Source organism: Halovulum sp. GXIMD14794, from assembly GCF_054457455.1.
In genome coordinates, this window is record NZ_JBTLNF010000003.1 from 223049 (window position 1) to 244060 (window position 21012).

Sequence of the window (21012 nt, forward strand, 5' to 3'; positions counted from 1 at the left end):
GTTGTATTTCCGGCTGTTCCGGAAAAGTAACTTGATGGTTATTTGCTGGCAAGAGGTTTCGAACGAAGGTAGCTCAGAACCACGTCCACGGCATGAGCGCGTCGCGCCTCGCGGCCAGCCGGCGTGTTGAGGTTCTCGTCGAAAGCGATTGATAACGTGTGGATATTCGAGAAGTAGAAATAGCTGACACCGGCGATGGTGATATACAACTGAACCGGGTCGACACCGGTGCGGAAGAGGCCTGCGCGCTCGCCCGCGGCGAGCACGTCACCGATCTGCTGGATGATCGGGGAATGCAGTTCCTTGAAATCGGCGGACTCGGCCAGGTAGCGGCCACGCAGCATGTTCTCGGTCGACAGCAGGCGGATGAACCACGGGTTGCTCTCGAAGTGATCGAAGGTGAACCCAACCAGCTTTTCCATCGCCTCGTCGGGGGGAAGTTCTCCAAGATGCAGCTGCCGTTCGCCGCGCCGGATATCGCGGTATGCTTCGATCAGGACGCGGGCATAGAGCGCTTCCTTGTTGCCGACGTAGTGATAGAGCAACCGCTTGTTTGCACCGGCGCGCTCGGCGATCCGGTCGACCCGGGCACCTTCGAGCCCATGCTCGACGAACTCCTCGCGCGCCGCGACCAGGATGTTGCGCGTGGTTCGTTTGGGGTCGCGGATCTGCTTCGCCCGCCCGGTGTTCCCGGTTTCGCCAGTCTGCTTGTCCATCCTTCAGCTCCCCACCCGATGCGGTCCCAATTTCCTTGACACCTGCTCGGATGCAAACATAGTAACCAAGCTGTTACTTATCGAGCAATGGAAATCCGACATGGCTACGAACAAGCGCCGGGTCGCGATCGTCGGGACGGGGCACCGCGGCACCGGCACCTGGGGCATGGACGCGCCGCAGACCTGCATGGACGAGATCGAATTGGTCGGGCTTGCGGACCTGAACGCCGCTCGGCTGGCGGTGGCGAAGGACAAGGTCGCGGGCAGTGTCGAGGTCTCGACCGACCTGCACGAGATGCTCGACAAGACGCATCCGCACACGCTGCTGGTTTGCACCCGCGACGACACCCACGCCGATATCATCGTGGAGGCGCTCGAACGCGGTATCGACGTGGTTACCGAGAAGCCGATGGCCACCACCGCCGAGGCCTGTCGGCGCATTCTGGACGCTGAGTCGCGGACCGGGCGCAAGGTCAACGTCGCCTTCAACTACCGTTTCGCGCCGACCTCGCGGAAGATCCGCGAGTTGATCGCCTCGGGACGGATCGGCACGGTGACCTCCTGCGATTTCCATTGGTATCTAGATACCGTTCACGGCGCCGACTACTTCCGCCGCTGGCACGCCTACAAGCGTCATTCCGGCAGCCTGTTCGTGCACAAGTCCACGCATCATTTCGACCTGCTGAACTGGTGGATCGACTCGGATCCGGTGCGGACCTTCGCGCAGGGCGCGCTTCGCAAGTACGGCCGCAACGGCCCGTTTCGCGGCGAACGCTGCAAGACCTGCTCCCATGCAGCCGAATGCGAGTTCCATTTCGACATGGGCAAAAGCCCCTGGCTCGACGCGCTTTACGAAGCGCCGATGGCCGAGGACGGATACGTCCGCGACGCCTGCGTCTACCGCGAGGACATCGACATCTACGACACGATGAGCGCGACGCTGGAATACGCGAACGGCGTGCAGGTGTCCTATTCGCTCAACGCGTACATGCCGATCGAGGGATACCATCTGGCCTTCAACGGCACCCATGGCCGGATCGAGGTCCGGATGTACGAGCGCCAGGCTTTCGACGCGCCCTCGGGACAGGACGAAATCCTGCTGCTGGGCACCGACCGTTCGGTCGAGCGGATCACAGTGGCGCACGGGCCCGGCGGACACTTCGGGGGTGATCCGCTGCTGCACAAGTCGCTGTTCGAGCCCGAGGCGGACGATCCTATGGGCCAGCGCGCCGGCGCGCGGGCGGGGGCGCTGTCGGTGCTGACCGGCGTGGCCGCGACGCGCAGCGCCGAAACTGGCCGGCCGGTCGATATCCTGAAGCTGCTAGAAGCCGATTAGGGCTGCGGCTCAGACGATGCCGCCGCCCGCGCCGCTGACCTCGGGTCGCTCAGCGGCCTTGGCGGCGCGGTAGCCCGACGCGCGGAACGCCGCGATCGGGTCGATGGCGGCGCCCTTCCGGGCCCGAGCCATCGCCAGAATCGGTTCCACATCCGTCCGGAACGCTGCTTTCAGCGTCCGCGTCGCCATCAGCGCGTCGTTCTCTTCCTGGAAGCCCAGCAACGCCTCGCGGTCGACCAGCAGCGCCTGCGCATACGCGCGCTGGACCTCGGCGGCGCTCAGCATCAGGCTTTCGATCGGATCGGTGACGTTGTGGCTCTGGTCGAGCATGTGTGCGGGATCAAACCCCGGTTTGCCCTCGGCGGCGACCAGTTCGTTGAAGACCAGGAACAGCCGGTAGGGGTCGATCGCCCCTGTGTCGAGGTCGTCGTCGCCATACTTGCTGTCGTTGAAGTGGAATCCGCCCAGCTTCTTGGCGTGGATCAGCCGCGCCACGATCATCTCGATGTTTACGTTCGGGGCGTGGTGACCCAGGTCGACCAGACAGAAGGCGCGCTCGCCCAGGGTCTGCGCGATCATCAGGTTGGTGCCCCAGTCCTGCACGACGGTCGAATAGAACGCCGGTTCGTACATCTTGTGCTCGGTGAACAGCCGCCAGTCCTCCGGCAGCCCCGCATAGACCTGCCCCATCGCATCGAGATACCGGTCGAATTGCCGGGTGAAATCGGTCTGCCCGGGAAAGTTGGAGCCGTCGCCGACCCAGACCGTCAGCGCCCGGGAGCCGATGGCCTTGCCGATCTCGATGCACTCTAGATTATGCTCGACCGCCTGCGCCCGTACCGCCCTGTCGGCGTGACTGAGCGAGCCGTACTTGTAGGAATGCGCCTGCCCCGGCTGGTCCTGGAACGTGTTTGAGTTCATCGCGTCGAACCCCAGTCCGACCTCCTCGGCCTTGGCCTTCAGCTTGCCCGGATCGGCCTTGTCCCACGGGATGTGCAACGACACCGTCGGCGTCGCGTCGGTCAGTTGGTGGATCACGCCGCAATCGTCGAGCTTGTCGAAGACGTCACGCGGCTCGCCCCTGCCGGGGAAGCGCGCGAAGCGCGTGCCGCCGGTGCCGACGCCCCAGGAGGGGATCGCCACGCCGTAAGCAGCAACCTTGTCGCGGATTGCGTCGATCGAGACGCCGCGCCGATCGAGTTGCGCGCCGAGCGCTTCGTAGTCCTGCTTCAGTGCCGCTTCGCGGGCCGCGTTCTGCTCGGCAATCAGGTCCTTGTCGATCATCGCGTGAACGCCTCCTTGTTGCCGGCGTCGACGTTCAGGATGTTGCCGGTTGATTTCGCCGACAGATCCGAGGCCAGGAAATACGCCGCTTCTGCGATGTCCTCTGGCAGCACCGAGCGTTTCAGCATCGAGCGCTGGCGATACATCTCTTCCAGCCCCTCCTTGTCGGTGCCATATGTCGCCGCGCGCTGGTCGAGCCATTCGCCCGACCAGATCTTCGAGCCGCGCAGCACGGCGTCGGGGTTCACCACGTTGACCCGGATCCCGTGTGGCGCGCCCTCCAACGCAAGGCACCGGGCGAGGTGGATCTCGGCGGCCTTTGCGGTGCAATAGGCGGAGGCGTTGGGCGAGGCCGCCAGCCCGTTCTTGGAGGCGACGAAGACGATGGCTCCACCCATGCCCTGCGCCTGCATCAGCCGGACGGCTTCGCGGCTGACAAGGAAATAACCGGTCGACAGGATGTCCATGTTCCGGTTCCAAAGCTCCAGCGAGGTATCCTCGATCGGCGCGGAAGAAGCGATGCCGGCGTTGGACACGAGGATATCCAGGCCGCCGAACTGCCGCGCCGCATCGGCGAAGGCGCGCGCGACCGCCACCTCGTCGGTCACGTTCATCGCGACGCTGCGCACCACATCCGCCGAGAAGCTGTCCGAGAGCTGCGCCTTTGCGGCCTCCAGCGCATCGGCGTCGATGTCCGCCAGCACCACGCAGGCGCCTTCGCGCAGGTAGCGCTCGGCGGTGGCGGTTCCGATCCCGCCGGCGCCGCCGGTGACCAGGGCGACGCGGCCCGCCAACGACTTCGGCTTCGGCATCCGCTGCAGCTTGGCCTCTTCTAGAAGCCAGTATTCGATGTCGAATGCTTCCTGCTCGGGCAGGCCGCGATAAATGCTAACCGCGCTCGCGCCGCGCATGACATTGATCGCGTTGACGTAGAACTCCCCCGAGATCCGCGCTGTCGCCTTGTCCTTGGCGAAGGTGATCATCCCGACGCCGGGTACCAGGTAGACAACCGCGTTCGGGTCCCGCATCGCCGGGCTGTCCGGGCGTTTGCAGCGCTCGTAATAGGCGGAATAGTCCTGCCGGTATTGCTCGATACTGCCCCGAAGTCCGCTCAAGACTGCATCCACATCCGGCCTGGCCGGGTCGAAATCGACCACAAGCGGCCGGATCTTTGTGCGCAGGAAGTGGTCGGGGCAGGAGGTCCCGAGCGCTGCCAGCGCGGGCATGTCCTTCGCGTTTACGAACTCCAGCACTGCGTCCTGGTCGTCGAAATGACCGACCATGTGCTGGTTGCCCGAGACATAGCCCCGGATCGCCGGCATAAGTCGCGACGCGATCTCGGCGCGCTGCTCGGGCGGCAGGCTTTCGTGCACCGCGCCGCCGAAGGCAGGGCTTTCCGAGGTGCGCGCCTCGAACCAGTCCATTGCCGTGTTGATGACGTCCAGCGTCAACGCATAGCATTCTTCGGCATCGTCGGCCCACGTGAACAGGCCGTGCGATTCCAGCACCACGCCCTTGGCTTCGGGGTTTTCCTCGCAGAACCGCTCCAGCCAGAGCCCCAGTTCGTATCCCGGGCGCTTCCACGGCAGCCAGCCGATCGAGTCGCCGAAGATTTCCTCCGTCAGCGCCTTCGAATCCGCCGAGGCTGCGATGGCGATGATCGCGTCAGGGTGCATGTGGTCGACATGGCGCTTCGGGACATAGGCGTGGAGCGGCGTGTCGATCGAAGCCGCGCGCGGGTTCAGGTTGAAGGTGCAATGGGGCAGGTAGCCCACCATCTCGTCCTCGAACTCCAACCCGCGATACTTGCCTTTCAGCGCCCGCAGCTTGTCCATGTAGAGCGTCGAGAACCCGTCCATCTTTATGGACCCCACATCGCCTCCGGACCCCTTGACCCAGAGCACCTCGACCTGCTCGCCAGTCAGCGGATCGGTCTCCATCACCTTGGCCGAAGTGTTGCCGCCGCCGTAGTTCGTGATTCGCTTGTCCGAGCCCAGCAGGTTCGACCGATAGAGCAGCTTCTCGGGCTCGCTCATCCCTGCGGCCTTGGCGGAATCCCAAAGGTTCTGAAGCCGGTTGCCGGCGCGCGTCAGCATGTTGTCCTCCCCGAGAGCGCGGTCGCTATGCGCGACATTTGCTTCAAGGCTGGCCGCAGCGCCCGCCCAAGTCAACCAGTTTCGATCAACTTCAATCATTGTGCGCTGCAATATGATTGAATATGACAGTTTATGATTGACTTTAGTGGGGAATCGTCCGACCGTTGCGGAAACGGGAGGAACGGATGCACGAGAAGGAGCGGCACAGGGTCATCTTGTCGGCGGTGCAGGAGCGCCCCGTCGCCACCGTGTCCGAACTTGTCTCGCTGACTGGCAGTTCCGAGGCCACCATCCGCCGTGACATTGCCACCCTGCACATGCAGAAACGCCTGCGCCGCGTTCGGGGCGGGGCCGAGGCCGTCGCGCCGCCGCCGCTTCCGGGCCTTGCCGGGCGCCCGTTCTCGGTCAACCAGACCATGCACATCGCACAGAAGCAGGCCATCGCGCGCGAGGCCGTGGCGCTCTGCGACGATGGCGAGCCGATCATCATCAACGGCGGCACGACGACCTTCCAGATGGTGCACCCGCTGGCGTCGCGCCGGTTGCAGGTGATGACCAACAGTTTTCCCATCGCCGAACACCTGCTGAAGCACTCCAAGAACACGGTGCTGGTGCCCGGCGGGGCGCTCTACCGGGAGCAGAACATCATCCTCAGCCCGTTCGACAGCGACATGGCCCGCAACTACTACGCGCGGCGCATGTTCATGGGGGCGCAGGGGCTTGGGCCTCTCGGGCTGATGGAGGCCGACCCGCTGCTGATCCAAGCCGAGGAGAAGCTGATCGGGCAGGCGGACGAACTCGTGGTGCTGGTGGACAGCTCGAAATTCGAGAACCGCTCCAGCCTCATCCTCTGCCCGCTCGAGCGCATCGACGTGGTCATCACCGACGAGGGTGTGACCGACCGTGTCGCGGCGATGCTCGAGGCAGCGGATATCAGGCTGATCGTGGCCGAGGCCCCGGCGGCGGAGAAGACAGGCCCGGCCTGAACCGGGCGAGAGAACGACAAGAATGCTCACCAAGGGAGGAACAACATGAGCATCAGCAGAAGACTGTTCGGCGGCGCGGCTATGGCCGCGCTGATGATGGCCGGCGGCGCGGCTCAGGCGCAAGACAACGTGCGCATCGCGCTCGTGGTCAAGGCGCTGGGCATCGGCTTCTTCGAGGCAGCCGCCGAGGGCGCCGAGGAAGCGGCGCAGGAACTGGGCAATGTCGAGGTGATCTACACCGGCCCGACCGACACCACCGCAGAGGGGCAGATCGAGGTGATCAACTCGCTGATCGCCCAGCAGGTCGATGCGATCGCGGTCTCGGCCAACGATACCGATGCGCTGGTGCCGGCGCTGAAGAAGGCGATGGATCGGGGGATCACGGTGATCAGCTGGGATTCCGGCGTTGCGCCCGAGGGCCGCGAGCTGCACCTGAACCCGTCGTCAAACCCGTTGATCGGCAACATGATCATCAAGCTTGCCGCGGATCACCTGCCTGATGGCGGCCAGGTCGCTGTGTTGTCGGCCTCGGCCACGGCGACGAACCAGAACACCTGGATCGCCGAGATGGAAAAGGTCATGGGCGACTACCCCGGCATCGAGGTCGTGGGCACCGTCTATGGTGACGACCTCGCCGACAAATCCTACCGCGAAGCCCAGGGCCTGATGCAGTCCTACCCGGACCTCGACGCCATCATCGCGCCGACCTCGGTGGGCATCGTGGCCGCCGCGCAGGCGGTCGAGGATGCCGGCAAGGTGGGCGAGGTGAACGTCACCGGCCTGGGCCTTCCGTCGGAAATGGCTGGCGCCATCGAGAGCGGCGCGTCGAAGTCCTTCGCGATCTGGAACCCGATCGATCTGGGGTATTCGGCCACCTATCTCGCCTACCAGTTGGCCACCGATCAGGCCGAGGCCGCGCCGGGCGCAGAGATCCCGATGGGCCGGATGGGCTCGCTGACCCTCGATGACAACAACGAGGGCGCGATGGCTGATCCCTTCGTCTACGACGAGTCCAACATCGATCAGTTCAAGGACATCTTCTGATCGCGTTCCGGCGCGCGGGAGGTTCTGCGCGCCGGACCTTTTTCGGACATGACGATGCTGATGAACGCACCCGCCACCCAAGCCGGGACCGGCGCAGCCGAGCCCGTTCTGCGCCTCTCGGGGATCACCAAGACCTTCCCGGGCGTGAAGGCGCTCGACCAGGTTTCGCTGGAGCTCTACCCTGGCCAGGTCACCGCGCTGGTGGGCGAGAACGGCGCGGGCAAGTCCACCATCGTCAAGGTGCTGACCGGTATCTACCAGCCCGACGGCGGCGAAATCCGCATCGAGGGGGCGGCGACACGCTTCCCGACCGCGCAGCACGCCACCGCCGCCGGGATCACCGCGATACACCAGGAAACGGTCCTCTTCGACGAGCTGACCGTGGCCGAAAACATCTTTATCGGCCATGCGCCCCGCACTCGCTTTGGCCTGATCGACTGGCCCGAGATCCGCCGCCGCGCGTCCGAGATCCTCGACCGTATCGATGCGCGTATCGACCCGATGACGCCGCTGCGGGAACTGGGTATCGCGAACAAGCACCTCGTGGCTATCGCCCGCGCGCTCTCGGTCGAGGCCCGCGTGGTCATCATGGACGAACCCACCGCCGCGCTCTCGCAAAAGGAGATCGAAGAGCTTTACGAGCTGGTCGAGCGCCTCAAGGCCGAGGGGAGGGCGATCCTGTTCATCAGCCACAAGTTCGACGAGATCTTCCGCATCGCGGACCGCTACACCGTGTTCCGCGACGGTCAGCACGTCGGCTCCGGCCTGATCGCCGACGTTGACGAGGCCGAACTGGTGCGAATGATGGTCGGCCGCTCGGTCGACCAGATCTTCCCCGAGCGCAACCACGCCCCCGGCGACGAGGTGCTGAAAGTCGTCGGTTACGCGCACCCGACCGAGTTCGACGATATCGGATTCACGCTTCGCAAGGGCGAGATCCTAGGCTTCTACGGCCTTGTCGGGGCAGGGCGGTCCGAACTTATGCAGGCACTCTTCGGGATCACGAAGCCGTCCAAGGGTGTGGTGCGCATCGACGGCAATATCCGCGTGATCCGCTCGCCCGCCGACGCCATCGCCAACGGCATCGTCTACGTCCCCGAGGACCGGGGCAAGCAGGGCGCGATCATCGGCTTGCCGATCTTCCAGAACGTCACACTGCCCTCACTCTCGCAGACCTCCCGCAACGGGTTCCTGCGGCTGGCCGAGGAGTTCTCTCTGGCTCGCGAATACACCGAGCGGCTGGACCTGCGCGCTGCCGCACTGGACCAGGACGTCGGCAACCTTTCGGGCGGCAACCAGCAGAAGGTCGTCATCGCGAAATGGCTGGCGACCAAACCTCGGGTCATCATCCTCGACGAGCCGACCAAGGGTATCGACATCGGCTCGAAGGCCGCCGTCCATGCCTTCATGGCCGAGCTCGCCGCGCAGGGTCTGGCGGTGATCATGGTCAGCTCGGAGATCCCCGAGATCCTCGGCATGTCCGACCGCGTGATCGTCATGCGCGAAGGCCTAATCGCGGCAGAGCTTTCAGGCGACGAACTGACCCCGGAAACCCTGGTCCGCCATGCGGCGGGCATCGGCGGAGGCTCCGCATGATCCAGTTCCTGAAATCCCGCGAGGCGATCCTGCTGGGCGCGCTGCTTGCGCTACTGGCGCTGATCGCCAGTCGCTTCCCCGGCTTCATCGCGCCCGCCAACCTCGGCAACGTCTTCAACGACACAGCGCCGCTGATCATCCTCGCGCTGGGCCAGACGGTTGTGATCCTGACCCGCTGTATCGACCTCTCGGTCGCCGCAAACCTGGCGCTGACCGGCATGGTCGTGGCGATGCTGAACGCCGCTATGCCAGGCGTGCCGGTTCCGGTCGTGCTGCTGATCGCCTTGACGCTTGGCGCCGCGATGGGGGCGCTCAACGGGCTTCTGGTCTGGAAGCTCTCGATCCCGCCCATCGTCGTGACGCTTGGAACAATGACGATCTACCGGGGGCTGATTTTCGTGATCTCGGGCGGCGAGTGGGTCAACGCCCACGAGATGAGCGCTGCCTTCACCGGCTTCCCCCGCGCCGAGGTGCTGGGCATTCCGATGCTCAGCTGGATCGCCATCGCGGTTGCGGCGCTGTTCTTCCTGATGGTGGCGCGCACGCCGCTGGGCCGGGCGTTCTATGCGGTCGGCGGCAACCCGAACGCGGCGGTCTACGCGGGCATCGACGTCGGCCGTACGCAGTTCTGGGCCTTCGTGATCTCGGGCGCTCTGGCTGGCCTTACCGGCTATCTTTGGGTCGCGCGTTATTCCGTCGCCTATGTAGACATCGCCGGCGGGTTCGAGCTGGAGGTCGTTGCGGCCTGCGTGATCGGCGGCATCTCGATTGCCGGCGGCGCGGGCACAGTGCTGGGCGCGATCCTCGGGGCACTCTTCCTGGGCGTGGTCAAGAACGCGCTGCCGGTGGTGAACATCTTGCCCTTTTGGCAACTCGCGATCTCGGGCGGGGCCATTGTCATCGCCGTTGCCTTCAACGCCCGCGCCAACCGCTCCAAAGGCCGCATCATCCTAAAACGCGCCGAGGGACACGCATGACCGACGCCGTCCGCCATATCCCCGACCGGCTGGAAAGCACCGCCGCGCGCCTGCTGAAAAGCTGGGAGAGCCTGCTGCTGGCCGTCGCGCTGGCAATCTTCGTCGCCAACAGTTTCGCCTCGCCCTATTTCCTGAACGCCTGGAACCTCAGCGACGCGACCTTCAACTTCACCGAGAAGGCGATGATCGCCTTCGCCATGGCACTGCTGATCATCTCGGGCGAGATCGATCTATCGGTCGCCTCGATCATTGCCCTGGCCTCGACAGCCATGGGCGCGGCGGTGCAGCTCGGGGCTGGTACGCCGGAGCTTGTCGCCATCGGCCTTGGCGTGGGCCTGCTCTGCGGGGCATTCAACGGCTTTCTCGTCACCGTCATGGGGCTGCCGTCCATCGTCGTGACCATAGGCACAATGAGCCTGTTCCGCGGTATCTCTTACATCGTGCTCGGCGATCAGGCCTATCGCGGCTACCCGCCCGAGTTCGCCTTCTTCGGGCAGGGCTACGTGTTCTGGGTGATCTCGTTCGAGTTCGTCCTCTTCGCGCTGCTGGCCGTCGTATATGGCGTGCTCCTGCACCGGACCAACTTCGGCCGGGCGGTCTTCGCCATCGGCAACAACGCGACCGGCGCGCTGTTCTCGGGCATCCGCGTGCAGCGGGTGAAGTTCATCCTGTTCCTGCTGACCGGGCTGATGTCCGGGATCGCGGCGATCTGCCTGACGTCGCGGCTCGGCTCCACCCGGCCCTCGATCGCCTTCGGCTGGGAGCTCGAGGTCGTGACCATGGTCGTGCTGGGCGGAGTCAACATCCTCGGAGGCTCGGGCTCGATCCCCGGCGTGGTGATCGCGGCCTTCGTCATGGGGCTGGTGACCTTTGGCCTTGGCCTGTTGAATGTGCCCGGCATCGTCATGTCGATCTTCATCGGCCTGCTGCTGATCGCCGTGATCGCGCTGCCCAGGCTCTGGGCCATGCGGAGAAGATGATGGAGAAATACGCCTTCAAGATGCAGCTGAACCCGGGCTGTGCTGAGGAATACCGTCGCCGCCATGACGAGATCTGGCCCGAGCTGGTCGAGCTGCTGAAGGGCGCGGGCATCTCGGACTACTCGATCCACCTGGACGAGGAGACCGGGACGCTGTTCGGCGTACTCTGGCGCACGCAGGATCACCGCATGGACGATCTGCCCGCGCACGCGGTCATGCAGCGCTGGTGGGCCTACATGGCCGACGTGATGGAGACGCAGGCCGACGACAAGCCGGTGGTGAAGGACCTCGTCCCGATGTTCCACATGCCATGACCGCGAAGCGCGTCGCCGTCATCGACATCGGCAAGACCAACGCCAAGCTGGCGGTGGTCGACACCGGCACCATGCGCGAATTGGGCGTGCTGACCCGGCCCAACACGGTGATCGACGCAGCGCCTTATCCTCATTTCGACGTGGACGGCATCTGGTCCTTCCTGACCGAGGCTCTCGCCGCGCTTCACCGCGCGCATGGTATCGAGGCGATCAGCGTCACCACCCACGGCGCATCGGGTGCGCTGCTGGACCCGGGCGGAGGGCTCGCCTGCCCGGTGCTTGATTACGAGCACGACGGGCCGGATGCCCTCGCCACCGCCTATGATGCGCTTAGACCTGGCTTTGAAGTAACCGGCTCGCCCCGGCTGGGCATGGGGCTGAACCTCGGGGCGCAGCTGCACTGGCTGCTCGAGACGCAGCGCGGGCTGGCGGGGCGGCTGGGGCAGGTCGTGACCTACCCGCAGTTCTGGTCCGGCCGCCTGACCGGTCGGTACCATTGCGAGTACACCTCGCTCGGCTGCCACACGGACCTCTGGGCGCCAGGGCAGGGGGGATTCAGCCCGTTGGTCGAGCGGCTCGGACTCGGTGGTCACATGGCGGCTTTGGCGCGCGCGGACGACAGCCTGGGTCCGATCCTCCCCGAGGTCGCTCGCGCCACTGGCCTGCGACCCGATACTCCGGTCTTTTGCGGCATCCACGACAGCAACGCCTCGCTTCTCCCGCACCTGCGCAGCCTCGAGCCGCCATTGAGCGTGGTCTCCACCGGGACCTGGGTGATCTGCATGGCGATCGGCGGTCGGACGGTGACGCTCGACCCGGACCGGGACACACTAATTAACGTCAATGCGCTGGGCGCGCCGACGCCCTCGGCGCGCTTCATGGGCGGGCGCGAGTACGAGATGCTGCGCGGCGAAACCGCCGACCCGACGGCAGACGACGTGGCCAAGGTTTTGTCTGGCGCTCCGGCGTTGCTGCCTGCTGTCGATCCCGGCAGCGGCCCTTTCCGCGGTCGCACGGGCGGATGGGCCAGCGAGGGCCTGAACCCGGGAGAGAAAGGCGCAGCGCTGTCCTTCTACCTTGCACTCATGACCGCCGAATGCCTGGACCTGATCGGTGCGACGGGCGCAACCGTCGTGGAAGGGCCGTTCGCCCGCAACCGCCCCTACCTCGACATGCTGGCTGCTGTTACGCAGCGCCCAGTGCAGTACAGCAGTAGCGCGACGGGAACGAGCCAGGGCGCGGCGCTGTTGGCGGCTGGCGCCGCGCGTTTGTCGCCGCCGCCTGTTCATGCCGAACCGACCGCAGCGGACCGGCTGGCCGCCTATGCCGGGCGCTGGCGCGCCGCCGTTCAGTAGCGCGGCCGGGCGAAGTTCCAGTCCGGCTTGTGCTTGCGCATCTCGGCCTCGTCGTCCCGCGTCTCGTAGCCGTGCTCCAGCCAGTTGCGGTGCAGCCGTGTCAGCGCATCCCGATCCAGCGTGACGCCGAGCCCCGGCCCCTCAGGCACCGCGAGTGCGCCGCCCCGGAACACAAGCGGACCGCCCTCGATCACCTCGTCGACCTGCCACGGGCTGTGCGTGTCGCAGTCGTAGGTCAGGTTGGGTGTCGCCGCCGCCAGGTGCGTCATCGCCGCAAGGCTGATGCCGAGATGCGAGTTCGAGTGCATCGACAGGCCAAGGCCCCAGATGTCGCAGATCCGGCCCAGGTCCCGGCTGGCCGCCAGCCCGCCCCAGTAGTGATGGTCCGAAAGGATCACCCGCACCGAATCCCGCGCGATGGCGGGCGGAAGATGCGCGTTCGCGACCACGCACATGTTCGTCGCCAGCGGCAGATCGGTCTTGGCCTGCACCGCCGCCATGCCGTCCAGACCGGGCGCCGGGTCCTCGAGATATTCGATCAGCCCTTCGAGCCGGGGCAGCAGCCGCAGCGAGGTCTCGACCGTCCAGCCCGCGTTCGGATCGATCCGCAGCGGCGCCTCGGGGAAGGCCGCGCGCAGCGCCTCGAGCCCGGCGATTTCCGCCTCCGGCTCCAGGATGCCGGCCTTCAGCTTTATCGCATGGAAACCGTGCGCGTCGATCATGCGCCGGGCCTCGTCGACCAGCGTTTCGGGGGTCAGCACCTCGCCCCAAGTGTCGTCCGCATCCGCCCCCGCATGGCGGCCGAACTTGTAGAAAAGATAGGCCGAGAACGGTACTTCGGCCCGGACCTGCCCGCCCAGCAGGTCGCAGACCCGCCGCCCGGTGCTCTTGCCGAAAGCATCCCAGAGCGCCACCTCGATCGCGCCGACCACGCGGGGCAGCAGCCGGTCGCCATCGTCGCTCAGCCGCGCGCCCGCCACCGACCACAACCCGTTCAGGTCCGTCACCTCGCGACCGATCAGTCCCGGGATCACCTGCGCCAGCCCGTCCAGCACCGGCTTGGTGCCATAGCTTTCGCCCAGACCGATCACGCCGTCCTCGGTCTCGACCTCGATGATCGAGCGCAGCGCGAAAGGCTGGTGGCAGCCCGCGTTGTTCAGAAGTGGAGGGTCGTAGAAGGCGATGGGCGTGACGCGGATGTCGGTAATGCGCAGGTCAGACAAGGTTGGCCTCTATGTAGTCCAGTTTCAGATCCTGACCCAGTCCCGGTTCGTTCCGGAAATGGACATAGCCGTCGGCGTCCATCTCGTCGTCGATCCGGTTCTGGTAGTCCTTGGGCTCGTCATAGTCGATGAACGGGTGCAGCAGGCCCCGCTCGTAGTAGGTCGTGTTCGGAATCGCCCCCACGACCGCCATGTTGCCCGCGCCGGTGCCGTGCACTTCGCAGGACATGTGGAAGCTTTCGGCGAGTTTCGCGGTCTTCATCGCCGGGCCGATGCCGCCCACGTCCCAGACGCCGGTCCGCATCATGTCGCAGGCGCCCCTCGCGGCCCATTCGGCGCGGGTCCAGTGCTTGCCGGTCATCGACTCGGGGCCGAGGATCATCAGCCCCGGCGTCCGTTCGGTCAGCCACTGGTAGGACGAGAGCGAGGCCTCCTCCATCATCTCCTCGATCCAGAGAAAGCCCAGCTCCTCCAGCCGTTTGCAGAGCCAGAGGCTGTCGGCGCGCGAATACCAGTGGTTCGGGTCCAGCATCAGCGGGATGTCAGGCCCCACGGCTTCGCGCACGGCGGCGCAGGCGGCATAGTCCTTGCGAACGTCAGGGGCGCCGGGGATGGGGGGCATCCAGCCGTGCAGTTTCACCGCCTTGTAACCACGTTCGCTGACCAGCCATTCACCGAACCGCCCGTAGTCGTCGGGGGTCGCCAGGCCGCCCTCCAGATCGTCGCCGCACATGGTCGAACCATAGGCGAGGATCTTGTCGCGATAGCCGCCCAGCAGCTTCCACACCGGCTGGCCGGTGGCCTTGCCGATCAGGTCCCACAGTGCAAGATCCACCGCGCAGAGCATCCGGTCGGTCAGCTTCATGCCGCTGCCGCGCTGCGACTTGTAGAGCCGCTGCCAGACCCGCTCGGTGCACATCGGATCCTCGCCCAGAAGCATCGGGCGGATGAACTGCGCCAGAAGCGGCTCCTCGATGTCGCCGGGCCGGGCGATCACGTGACCGGTGGTGCCGTCGTCGCAGGTGATCACCAACAGCGCCGAGGTGGTCTGTCCGATCTCTCCGGGGTGCGAATGCCCGTCACTGTCCCGCGTCTGGTTGGTGCTGTGCCGGAAGACCTTTGCCTCCACCCGTTCGATTTTCATGCCGTTTCCTTCTTTGTCAGCGCCGGGTGAGCGGCGGTATTCATGCCTCGCCGTGGTAGCGGTGGCGCTGCCGCGTGCCGCGCATGGCCGGGTCCGAGATAGGAACCGAGGACAGCAGGGCCTGGGTGTAGGGATGCTGGGGATTGGTGATGATCTGCTCGGTCTCGCCGATCTCGACGATCTTGCCGCGGTACATCACCGCCACGCGGTCGCAGAAATAGCGGATCACCGCCATGTCGTGGCTGATGAAGATGAACGACAGCCCCATCTCGGCCTGCAATTGCAGCAGCAGGTCCAGCACCTGCGTCCGGATCGAGACGTCGAGCGCCGATGTCGGCTCGTCGGCGATCACCAGTTCCGGCTCAAGCGCGATGGCGCGGGCGACGACGATGCGCTGCCGCTGCCCGCCCGAGAACGCGTGCGGATAGCGCTCCATCATGCCGGGATCGAGCCCGACCTGCCGCAGCAGGGTGGCCACCCGGTCCTCCAGCTCCTGGCCGCGGGCGAGGCCGTTCACGATCAGCGGTTCGGCGATGATCTGCTTGACCGTCATCCTCGGGTTCAGCGACGCGAACGGATCCTGGAAGATCATCCGGATCTGCTGGCGATAGGTCTGTAGCTCGCCCTTGCCCGCCGAAACAAGGTCCACGCCGTCGTAGTCGATCTCGCCCGAGGTCGGATCGTAGACCCGCGCGATACAGCGTCCGACCGTGGTCTTGCCCGAGCCGGATTCGCCGACGATCCCCAGCGCCTCGCCGCGTTTAAGGGTGAAGCTCACCCCATCCACCGCTTTCGTCGTATCGGTGACTCGCTGGAAGAAGCCCTCGCGCTTCTCGAAATGCAGTCGTAGACCATCGACGCGCAGGATGTCGTCGGCGTCCGCCGCCGGGCGCACCTTGGCCGCCGCCGGTTCGTCAAGGCGCTTCACCGCGCCCAGCAGCTTGCGCGTGTAGGGATGGGTCTGGTGCCGGAACAAGGCGCGGGTCTCGCCGGTCTCGACGACATGGCCCTTTTCCATGACGACAACGTCGTCGGCGATTTCGGCCACCACGCCCATGTCATGGGTGATGAACATGATCGCCATGTCGAGGTCGCGCTGCAGGTTGCCCATAAGGTCGAGGATCTCGGCCTGGGTGGTCACGTCGAGCGCGGTGGTCGGCTCGTCCGCGATCAGCACGTCCGGGTGGCAGGACAGCGCCATCGCGATCATCGCGCGCTGGCGCATCCCGCCCGAGAACTCGAACGGGTACTGGTCGAGCGCCTTTTCGGCGCGTGGGATCTCGACCTGCTCCAGCACCTCACGGGCCATCGCCCGGGCCTCCTTGTTCGAGACGTCGCGATGCAGCCGGATCGCCTCGACGATCTGGTTGCCGATCGTGTGCACCGGCGAGAGCGAGCTCATCGGCTCCTGGAAAATCATCCCGATGCGCCCGCCGCGGATCTGCCGGATCGGCTTGCCGCGCGGGTCGAGCGCGGTCAGGTCGGTTTCCTCGCCTGCCGAGGGGCGGAACAGGATGCGCCCGCCGTTGATGACGCCGGGGCGGGGGACCATGTTCAGGATCGCCCGCGCCGTCACCGATTTGCCTGACCCGGACTCGCCCACGATGGCCGTGGTCTTGCCCCGGTGCAGCTCGAAGCTGACGCCGTGCAGCACGTCGAACATGCCCTGCCGCATGTTGAAGCCGATGTTCAGCTTCTCGACCGACAGGATCGGGCGGTCACTGGCCATAGGGGTCTGCTGCATCACGCATTCCGTCTCCGAGGAAGTTGAAGGCCAGCACCGCGATCACCACGAAGCCGCCGGGGACGAACAGCCAGGGCGCCTGGCTGATCGAGCGGATGTTCTGCGCCTCCTTCAGCAGCACGCCCCACGAGATCGCGGGCGGCTGCAGGCCGAGGCCGAGGAACGAGAGGCTGGTCTCGGCCAGGATCATCAGCGGGATCGCCAACGTCAGAGAGGCGATGATGTGGCTGGTCAGTGAGGGCAGCATGTGCCGGAAGATGATCCGCCGTTCCGAAGCGCCGTCGAGGCGCGCCGCAATGACGAAATCGTCGTTCTTCATCGCCAGGAACCGGCCCCGGACGACGCGCCCCAGTTCGGTCCAGCCGACGAGGCTGACGATCAGGGTGATGACGAAATACTGCTGGTAGATCGGCCAGGACGGGGGAAGAGCGGCGGCCAGCGCCAGCCAGATCGGGATCGTCGGCAGGCTGAGGACGAACTCGATCAGCCGCTGGATCACCGCGTCGATCCGCCCGCCGTAATAACCCGAGACCCCGCCCAGCGTGATCCCCAGGATCAGGCTGATCGCGACGCCAACAAGGCCGATCGACATCGAGATCCGGGTTCCGTACATCACCCGGCTGAACATGTCCCGGCCCAGCCGGTCCGCACCCAGCAGGAAGAACTTGTCGCGCGGGTTCTCGGTCGCGAGCAGGTGGATGTCGGTGTCGAAGAGGCCCCAGAACCTGTATTCCTCGCCTTTGCCGAAGAACGTCAGGTAAATCTTCTCGCCCGACGGGACATAGCTGACCGCAAGCGTCTCGGGATCGCGCTCGCGGTCCATCTCCCAGACGTAGGGGCGGATCGACCAGCCATCTTCGCGACTGTCGATCAGGTGGATCATCTGCGGCGGGTGGAAGACGGCGCGGCGGTTCTGCTTGGTCGGATCGTCCGGCGCGATGAATTCGCAGAACAGCGCCATTAAATACATCAGCCCGATCACCCAGAGGCCGATCATTGCCAGCCGGTGCTTTCGGAAAGCCCACCAGGTCAGCTGCCACTGCGAGGCGATGGCGACGCGGTCCGAGGCGCTGCCCGAACTTGCGGCCGGTGCGGAATGGGTCGTGTCACTCATAGCGCACCCTCGGATCGAGCAGGACGAGAAGGATGTCCGAGATCAACATCCCGATCACGGTCAACGAGGAAAGCAGCAGCACGAAGGCCCCGGCCAGGTACATGTCTTGTGCCAGCAGCGCCTGAAGCATCAGCGGCCCGGCAGTCGGCAGGCTCAGTACGATCGCGGTGACGACCGCGCCCGAGACCAGGTTGGGCAGCACCCAGCCGATGGTCGAGACGAACGGGTTCAGGGCGACCCGCACCGGGTACTTCATGATCAGCCAGAATTCCGACAGGCCCTTTGCGCGCGCGGTGTCGACATAGGGCTTGTTCAGCTCGTCCAGCAGGTTGGCACGCATGATGCGGATCAGGCTCGCCGTGGCCGAGGTGCCCAGCACCACCACCGGCAGCCACAGATGCTGCATCAGGTCCCAGACCTTGGCCCAGGACCAGGGCGCGTTCTTGTACTCGTTCGAGAATAGCCCGCCGACATCACTGCCGAAGTGGACGACGCCGACATACATCAGGATCAGTGCCAGCAGGAAGTTCGGGGTGGCGAGGCCGATGAAACCGATGGTCGTGGCGATGTAGTCGCCCACCGAGTATTTGTGCACCGCAGAGTAGACGCCGATCGGAAAGGCGACCGCCCAGGTGAAAAGCAGCGTCGCGAACGAAAGGCACAGTGTCAGGCCCATCCGTCCCCACACCAGGTCCGACACCGGCAGGCGCCATTCGAAGCTCATGCCGAAGTCACCGACCAGCAGGCGGCTGACCCATTTGAAGTACTGGACGTATAGCGGCTGATCCAGCCCGAAGCGGGCGCGCAGGTTGTCCACGGTGGCCTGGTCGAGCACCTCGTTCGACTCGCCCAGCTTGGCGATATAGGTGGTCAGGAAATCGCCCGGCGGCGCCTGGATCAGCAGGAACGCGACCACCGAGACCGCGAACAGGAAGGGGATCATCCAGAGGATCCGCTTGATGATGAAGCGCCAGATCATGAGGCCTGTGGTCCTGAATTGCGCGATGGGAAAGCCGGCCCCGGCCGAAGGGGTTCCGCGGGGTGGGGCCGGCGCAGGGGCGGTGGGGGCCGCCCCTGCCACGCGCTATTGCGCGTAGTAGTAGGTCTGCGGCAGCGTCGGGCCCGGATCGGGATACATCCACGATCCCGGCAGGCTCTCGGGCACGTTGCGCAGGTTCTTGTTCACCACCCCGAACTGGTTGGGGGCAAGCGACACGCCGATGATCTCGAACTCGTCCGCGGCGATCTGCAGGATCTCGCGGAAGATATCGAGCGCCTTCTCCTGGTCGGCTTCCTTCTTGAAGTCGTCATAGAGCGCCAGGCGCGTCTTCATAGCCTCGGTCGGCTCCTCGCCTTCCGTGCCGCCCGACAGGTACCAGCGCGCCCAGGGAATGCCGTACCAGCTGGCCTGCGGGTGCACCGAGATGGTGTCGCGCGGTGCCAGCGTCGGGTCGAGCCCGCCAGCGCCGCCCCAAACCATGAAGTCATGCTCGTTAGCCTCGCCGCGGCTGTAGTAGATCGAACGCTCGACCGAGCCGATGTTCAGCCCGACGCCGATCTCTTCCCACTGCTCCTTGATGATCTCCAGCGCATCTCCCCACTGCGGCACCTCGATGCCGGTGTACTGGACGTTGAACTCGAACCGCTCGCCGTTGGGCAACAGGCGATAGCCGTCGCCGTCCCGCTGGTCATAGCCGGCGGCGTCGAGCATCTCGTTCGCAAGGTCCGGATCGTACTCGGTGTGCTGCTTGCCAAGCTGCTCGTTATAGAGCGTATGCCCCGGCCGCGGCCCGATCTGGAACGGCTCGCCGACACCCTGGTAGACGATGTCGATGATCTCCTCGCGGTCGATCGCATGGGACAGCGCCACGCGCACGTCCTTGTTGCGGATCGCCTCGCGCATCACCGGATCCTTGTGGGTGTGGTTGAAGTGGATCGCCATGGTGTTGGAGTTCGAGTTGCGCCGCTCATAGAGCTTGTAACCGCCCTTTTCGGCGTTCTCGGCCAGCACCGGCTTGTTGGCGAGGCTGGAGATCCGACGCGCCTGCATGTCGATATTTCCGGCGACCGCCTCGAGGATGATCGACTGGTTGTCCTGCGAGACGTTCCATTCGAGTTTGTCGACATAGGGCAGCTGATTGCCGTCAGTGTCGACCTGCCAGAAGTAGGGGTTGCGCTCCATGATCACCTGGGTCGCCCCGGCGGTGTAGCCATCACCGGTCACGACCCATGGATCCAGTGTCGGGCGCTCGGCATTGGCCCAGCGGTTCGGGGCCTCAACCTCGCCGCAGTTCAGGCGGAACAGCGACGGCCAGTCGTCGACGGCTTCGGTGGCGTCGATCATTTCCTGAATGTTGTCGTTGTAGGTCGGGTGGAACTGCTGGCAGTAGTGCTTGGCCCAAATCACCGGTTCCTGGGCCAGCGGTGTCGCCAGCTCGGTCAAGAAGGTGCCGTAAGGTGCGGCGAACTTCAGCGTCACCGTGTAGTCGTCGACCTTCTCTGCGGTCATCACCTGACCGTCGACGACATAGCGGGCGGGGGCGTTCGGATAGAACTCCTCGTTGTGGAGCAGGTCGTTGACGTAGAACATCACGTCATCCGCGGTTAGCGGCGCGCCATCGCTCCACTTCATCCCCTCGCGCAGTTTGAAGGTGAACTCCGAGCCGGCGTCGTTCACCGTCCAGCTTTCCGCGACATTCGGCATTATACTCTGGAAATCCGGGTCCCAGCGGGTCAGGCCTTGCGGGCTGACGAAGCGCAGGATCGAGTTGTGATCGTTCGACCCGCCCAGCACGCGGCGGATCGTCCCCCCGTAGGTGCCGACAGAGTCGATCGGCGTGATCACTTCGGGATTGGCGGGCAGCCGCTCGTCCACCGGGGGTAGGGCGCCGGACTCCACCAGGGAATCGAGCGACGGCGCCTGCTGGTAGGCCAGTGCGCCGCAGGGCGCAACGAGGGCGCTGCAGGTGGCCGCAAGCGCAAGCAGGCGCGGTTTGCGCCATGAGATGGTCATCAGGATCCTCCCTTTGCAACGGGCCGCATTCTGGGGCGGCCACTGATTGACAAGCGAAACATCTAATCGAAAATCTGTCAAACCGATTCT

17 protein-coding genes are annotated in these 21012 nt (G+C 65.3%); 8 read left to right on the forward strand and 9 right to left on the reverse strand.

Translation table 11 applies throughout. The annotated features are described in order from the left end of the window. Nucleotides 1-38: 38 nt before the first annotated feature. Nucleotides 39-716: a TetR/AcrR family transcriptional regulator gene (locus ACW9UR_RS03455; protein ID WP_458915510.1), complete on the reverse strand. Its 678-nt coding sequence runs from the start codon at nucleotides 714-716 to the stop codon at nucleotides 39-41. A gap of 100 nt (nucleotides 717-816) precedes the next feature. On the opposite strand from ACW9UR_RS03455, the gene ACW9UR_RS03460 reads away from it, so the two are divergent. Continuing rightward, entirely contained in the window at nucleotides 817-2052 is a 1236-nt protein-coding gene (locus ACW9UR_RS03460) for a Gfo/Idh/MocA family oxidoreductase (protein WP_458915511.1), read from the forward strand. A 9-nt stretch (nucleotides 2053-2061) separates the two neighbouring features. On the opposite strand, the gene rhaI is transcribed toward ACW9UR_RS03460, so the two are convergent. Both rhaI and ACW9UR_RS03470 read right to left on the reverse strand, forming a co-directional pair. Then, the gene (gene rhaI / locus ACW9UR_RS03465) at nucleotides 2062-3336 is read right to left on the reverse strand and encodes an L-rhamnose catabolism isomerase (RefSeq protein ID WP_458915512.1); all 1275 of its coding nucleotides are present in this window, start codon (nucleotides 3334-3336) and stop codon (nucleotides 2062-2064) included. Further along, the gene (locus ACW9UR_RS03470) at nucleotides 3333-5432 is read right to left on the reverse strand and encodes a bifunctional rhamnulose-1-phosphate aldolase/short-chain dehydrogenase (protein WP_458915513.1); all 2100 of its coding nucleotides are present in this window, start codon (nucleotides 5430-5432) and stop codon (nucleotides 3333-3335) included. Before ACW9UR_RS03470 ends, rhaI begins: the two co-directional genes overlap by 4 nt. Before the next feature lie 185 nt (nucleotides 5433-5617). On the opposite strand from ACW9UR_RS03470, the gene ACW9UR_RS03475 reads away from it, so the two are divergent. The 7 genes from ACW9UR_RS03475 to ACW9UR_RS03505 are packed head-to-tail and all read left to right on the forward strand — an operon-like array spanning nucleotide 5618 to nucleotide 12684. Then, on the forward strand, nucleotides 5618-6418 hold the full coding sequence (locus ACW9UR_RS03475) for a DeoR/GlpR family DNA-binding transcription regulator (protein ID WP_458915514.1): 801 nt from the start codon (nucleotides 5618-5620) through the stop codon (nucleotides 6416-6418). A 45-nt stretch (nucleotides 6419-6463) separates the two neighbouring features. Beyond that, nucleotides 6464-7462, forward strand: a complete 999-nt coding sequence (rhaS, locus tag ACW9UR_RS03480; protein WP_458915515.1) for a rhamnose ABC transporter substrate-binding protein — start codon at nucleotides 6464-6466, stop codon at nucleotides 7460-7462. Between the two features lie 60 nt (nucleotides 7463-7522). Next, nucleotides 7523-9058: a sugar ABC transporter ATP-binding protein gene (locus ACW9UR_RS03485; RefSeq protein WP_458916159.1), complete on the forward strand. Its 1536-nt coding sequence runs from the start codon at nucleotides 7523-7525 to the stop codon at nucleotides 9056-9058. Further along, entirely contained in the window at nucleotides 9055-10035 is a 981-nt protein-coding gene (locus tag ACW9UR_RS03490; protein WP_458915516.1) for an ABC transporter permease, read from the forward strand. The genes ACW9UR_RS03485 and ACW9UR_RS03490 overlap by 4 nt, the downstream gene beginning before the upstream one ends. Then, the gene (locus ACW9UR_RS03495; RefSeq protein ID WP_458915517.1) at nucleotides 10032-11015 is read left to right on the forward strand and encodes an ABC transporter permease; all 984 of its coding nucleotides are present in this window, start codon (nucleotides 10032-10034) and stop codon (nucleotides 11013-11015) included. The genes ACW9UR_RS03490 and ACW9UR_RS03495 overlap by 4 nt, the downstream gene beginning before the upstream one ends. Beyond that, the gene (gene rhaM, locus ACW9UR_RS03500; RefSeq protein WP_458915518.1) at nucleotides 11015-11329 is read left to right on the forward strand and encodes an L-rhamnose mutarotase; all 315 of its coding nucleotides are present in this window, start codon (nucleotides 11015-11017) and stop codon (nucleotides 11327-11329) included. Before ACW9UR_RS03495 ends, rhaM begins: the two co-directional genes overlap by 1 nt. Beyond that, entirely contained in the window at nucleotides 11326-12684 is a 1359-nt protein-coding gene (locus tag ACW9UR_RS03505) for an FGGY-family carbohydrate kinase (protein ID WP_458915519.1), read from the forward strand. The genes rhaM and ACW9UR_RS03505 overlap by 4 nt, the downstream gene beginning before the upstream one ends. Here the strand turns inward: ACW9UR_RS03505 and ACW9UR_RS03510 are convergent. The 6 genes from ACW9UR_RS03510 to ACW9UR_RS03535 all read right to left on the reverse strand — a co-directional run bounded on the left by ACW9UR_RS03510 (nucleotide 12678) and on the right by ACW9UR_RS03535 (nucleotide 20922). Next, entirely contained in the window at nucleotides 12678-13907 is a 1230-nt protein-coding gene (locus ACW9UR_RS03510) for a glucarate dehydratase family protein (RefSeq protein ID WP_458915520.1), read from the reverse strand. The two genes, ACW9UR_RS03505 and ACW9UR_RS03510, sit on opposite strands and share 7 nt — an antisense overlap. Then, a complete protein-coding gene (locus tag ACW9UR_RS03515; protein WP_458915521.1) occupies nucleotides 13900-15051 on the reverse strand; it encodes an enolase C-terminal domain-like protein in 1152 nt (383 codons plus the stop codon). Before ACW9UR_RS03515 ends, ACW9UR_RS03510 begins: the two co-directional genes overlap by 8 nt. Before the next feature lie 40 nt (nucleotides 15052-15091). After that, a complete protein-coding gene (locus ACW9UR_RS03520) occupies nucleotides 15092-16795 on the reverse strand; it encodes an ABC transporter ATP-binding protein (protein ID WP_458915522.1) in 1704 nt (567 codons plus the stop codon). Further along, a complete protein-coding gene (locus ACW9UR_RS03525) occupies nucleotides 16770-17909 on the reverse strand; it encodes an ABC transporter permease (protein ID WP_458915523.1) in 1140 nt (379 codons plus the stop codon). The genes ACW9UR_RS03520 and ACW9UR_RS03525 overlap by 26 nt, the downstream gene beginning before the upstream one ends. Then, nucleotides 17902-18888, reverse strand: a complete 987-nt coding sequence (locus ACW9UR_RS03530) for an ABC transporter permease (protein WP_458915524.1) — start codon at nucleotides 18886-18888, stop codon at nucleotides 17902-17904. Before ACW9UR_RS03530 ends, ACW9UR_RS03525 begins: the two co-directional genes overlap by 8 nt. A gap of 105 nt (nucleotides 18889-18993) precedes the next feature. Then, nucleotides 18994-20922 carry an ABC transporter substrate-binding protein gene (locus tag ACW9UR_RS03535; protein ID WP_458915525.1) on the reverse strand — a complete coding sequence of 643 codons (1929 nt, stop codon included), beginning with the start codon at nucleotides 20920-20922 and terminating at the stop codon, nucleotides 18994-18996. Nucleotides 20923-21012 lie beyond the last annotated feature (90 nt).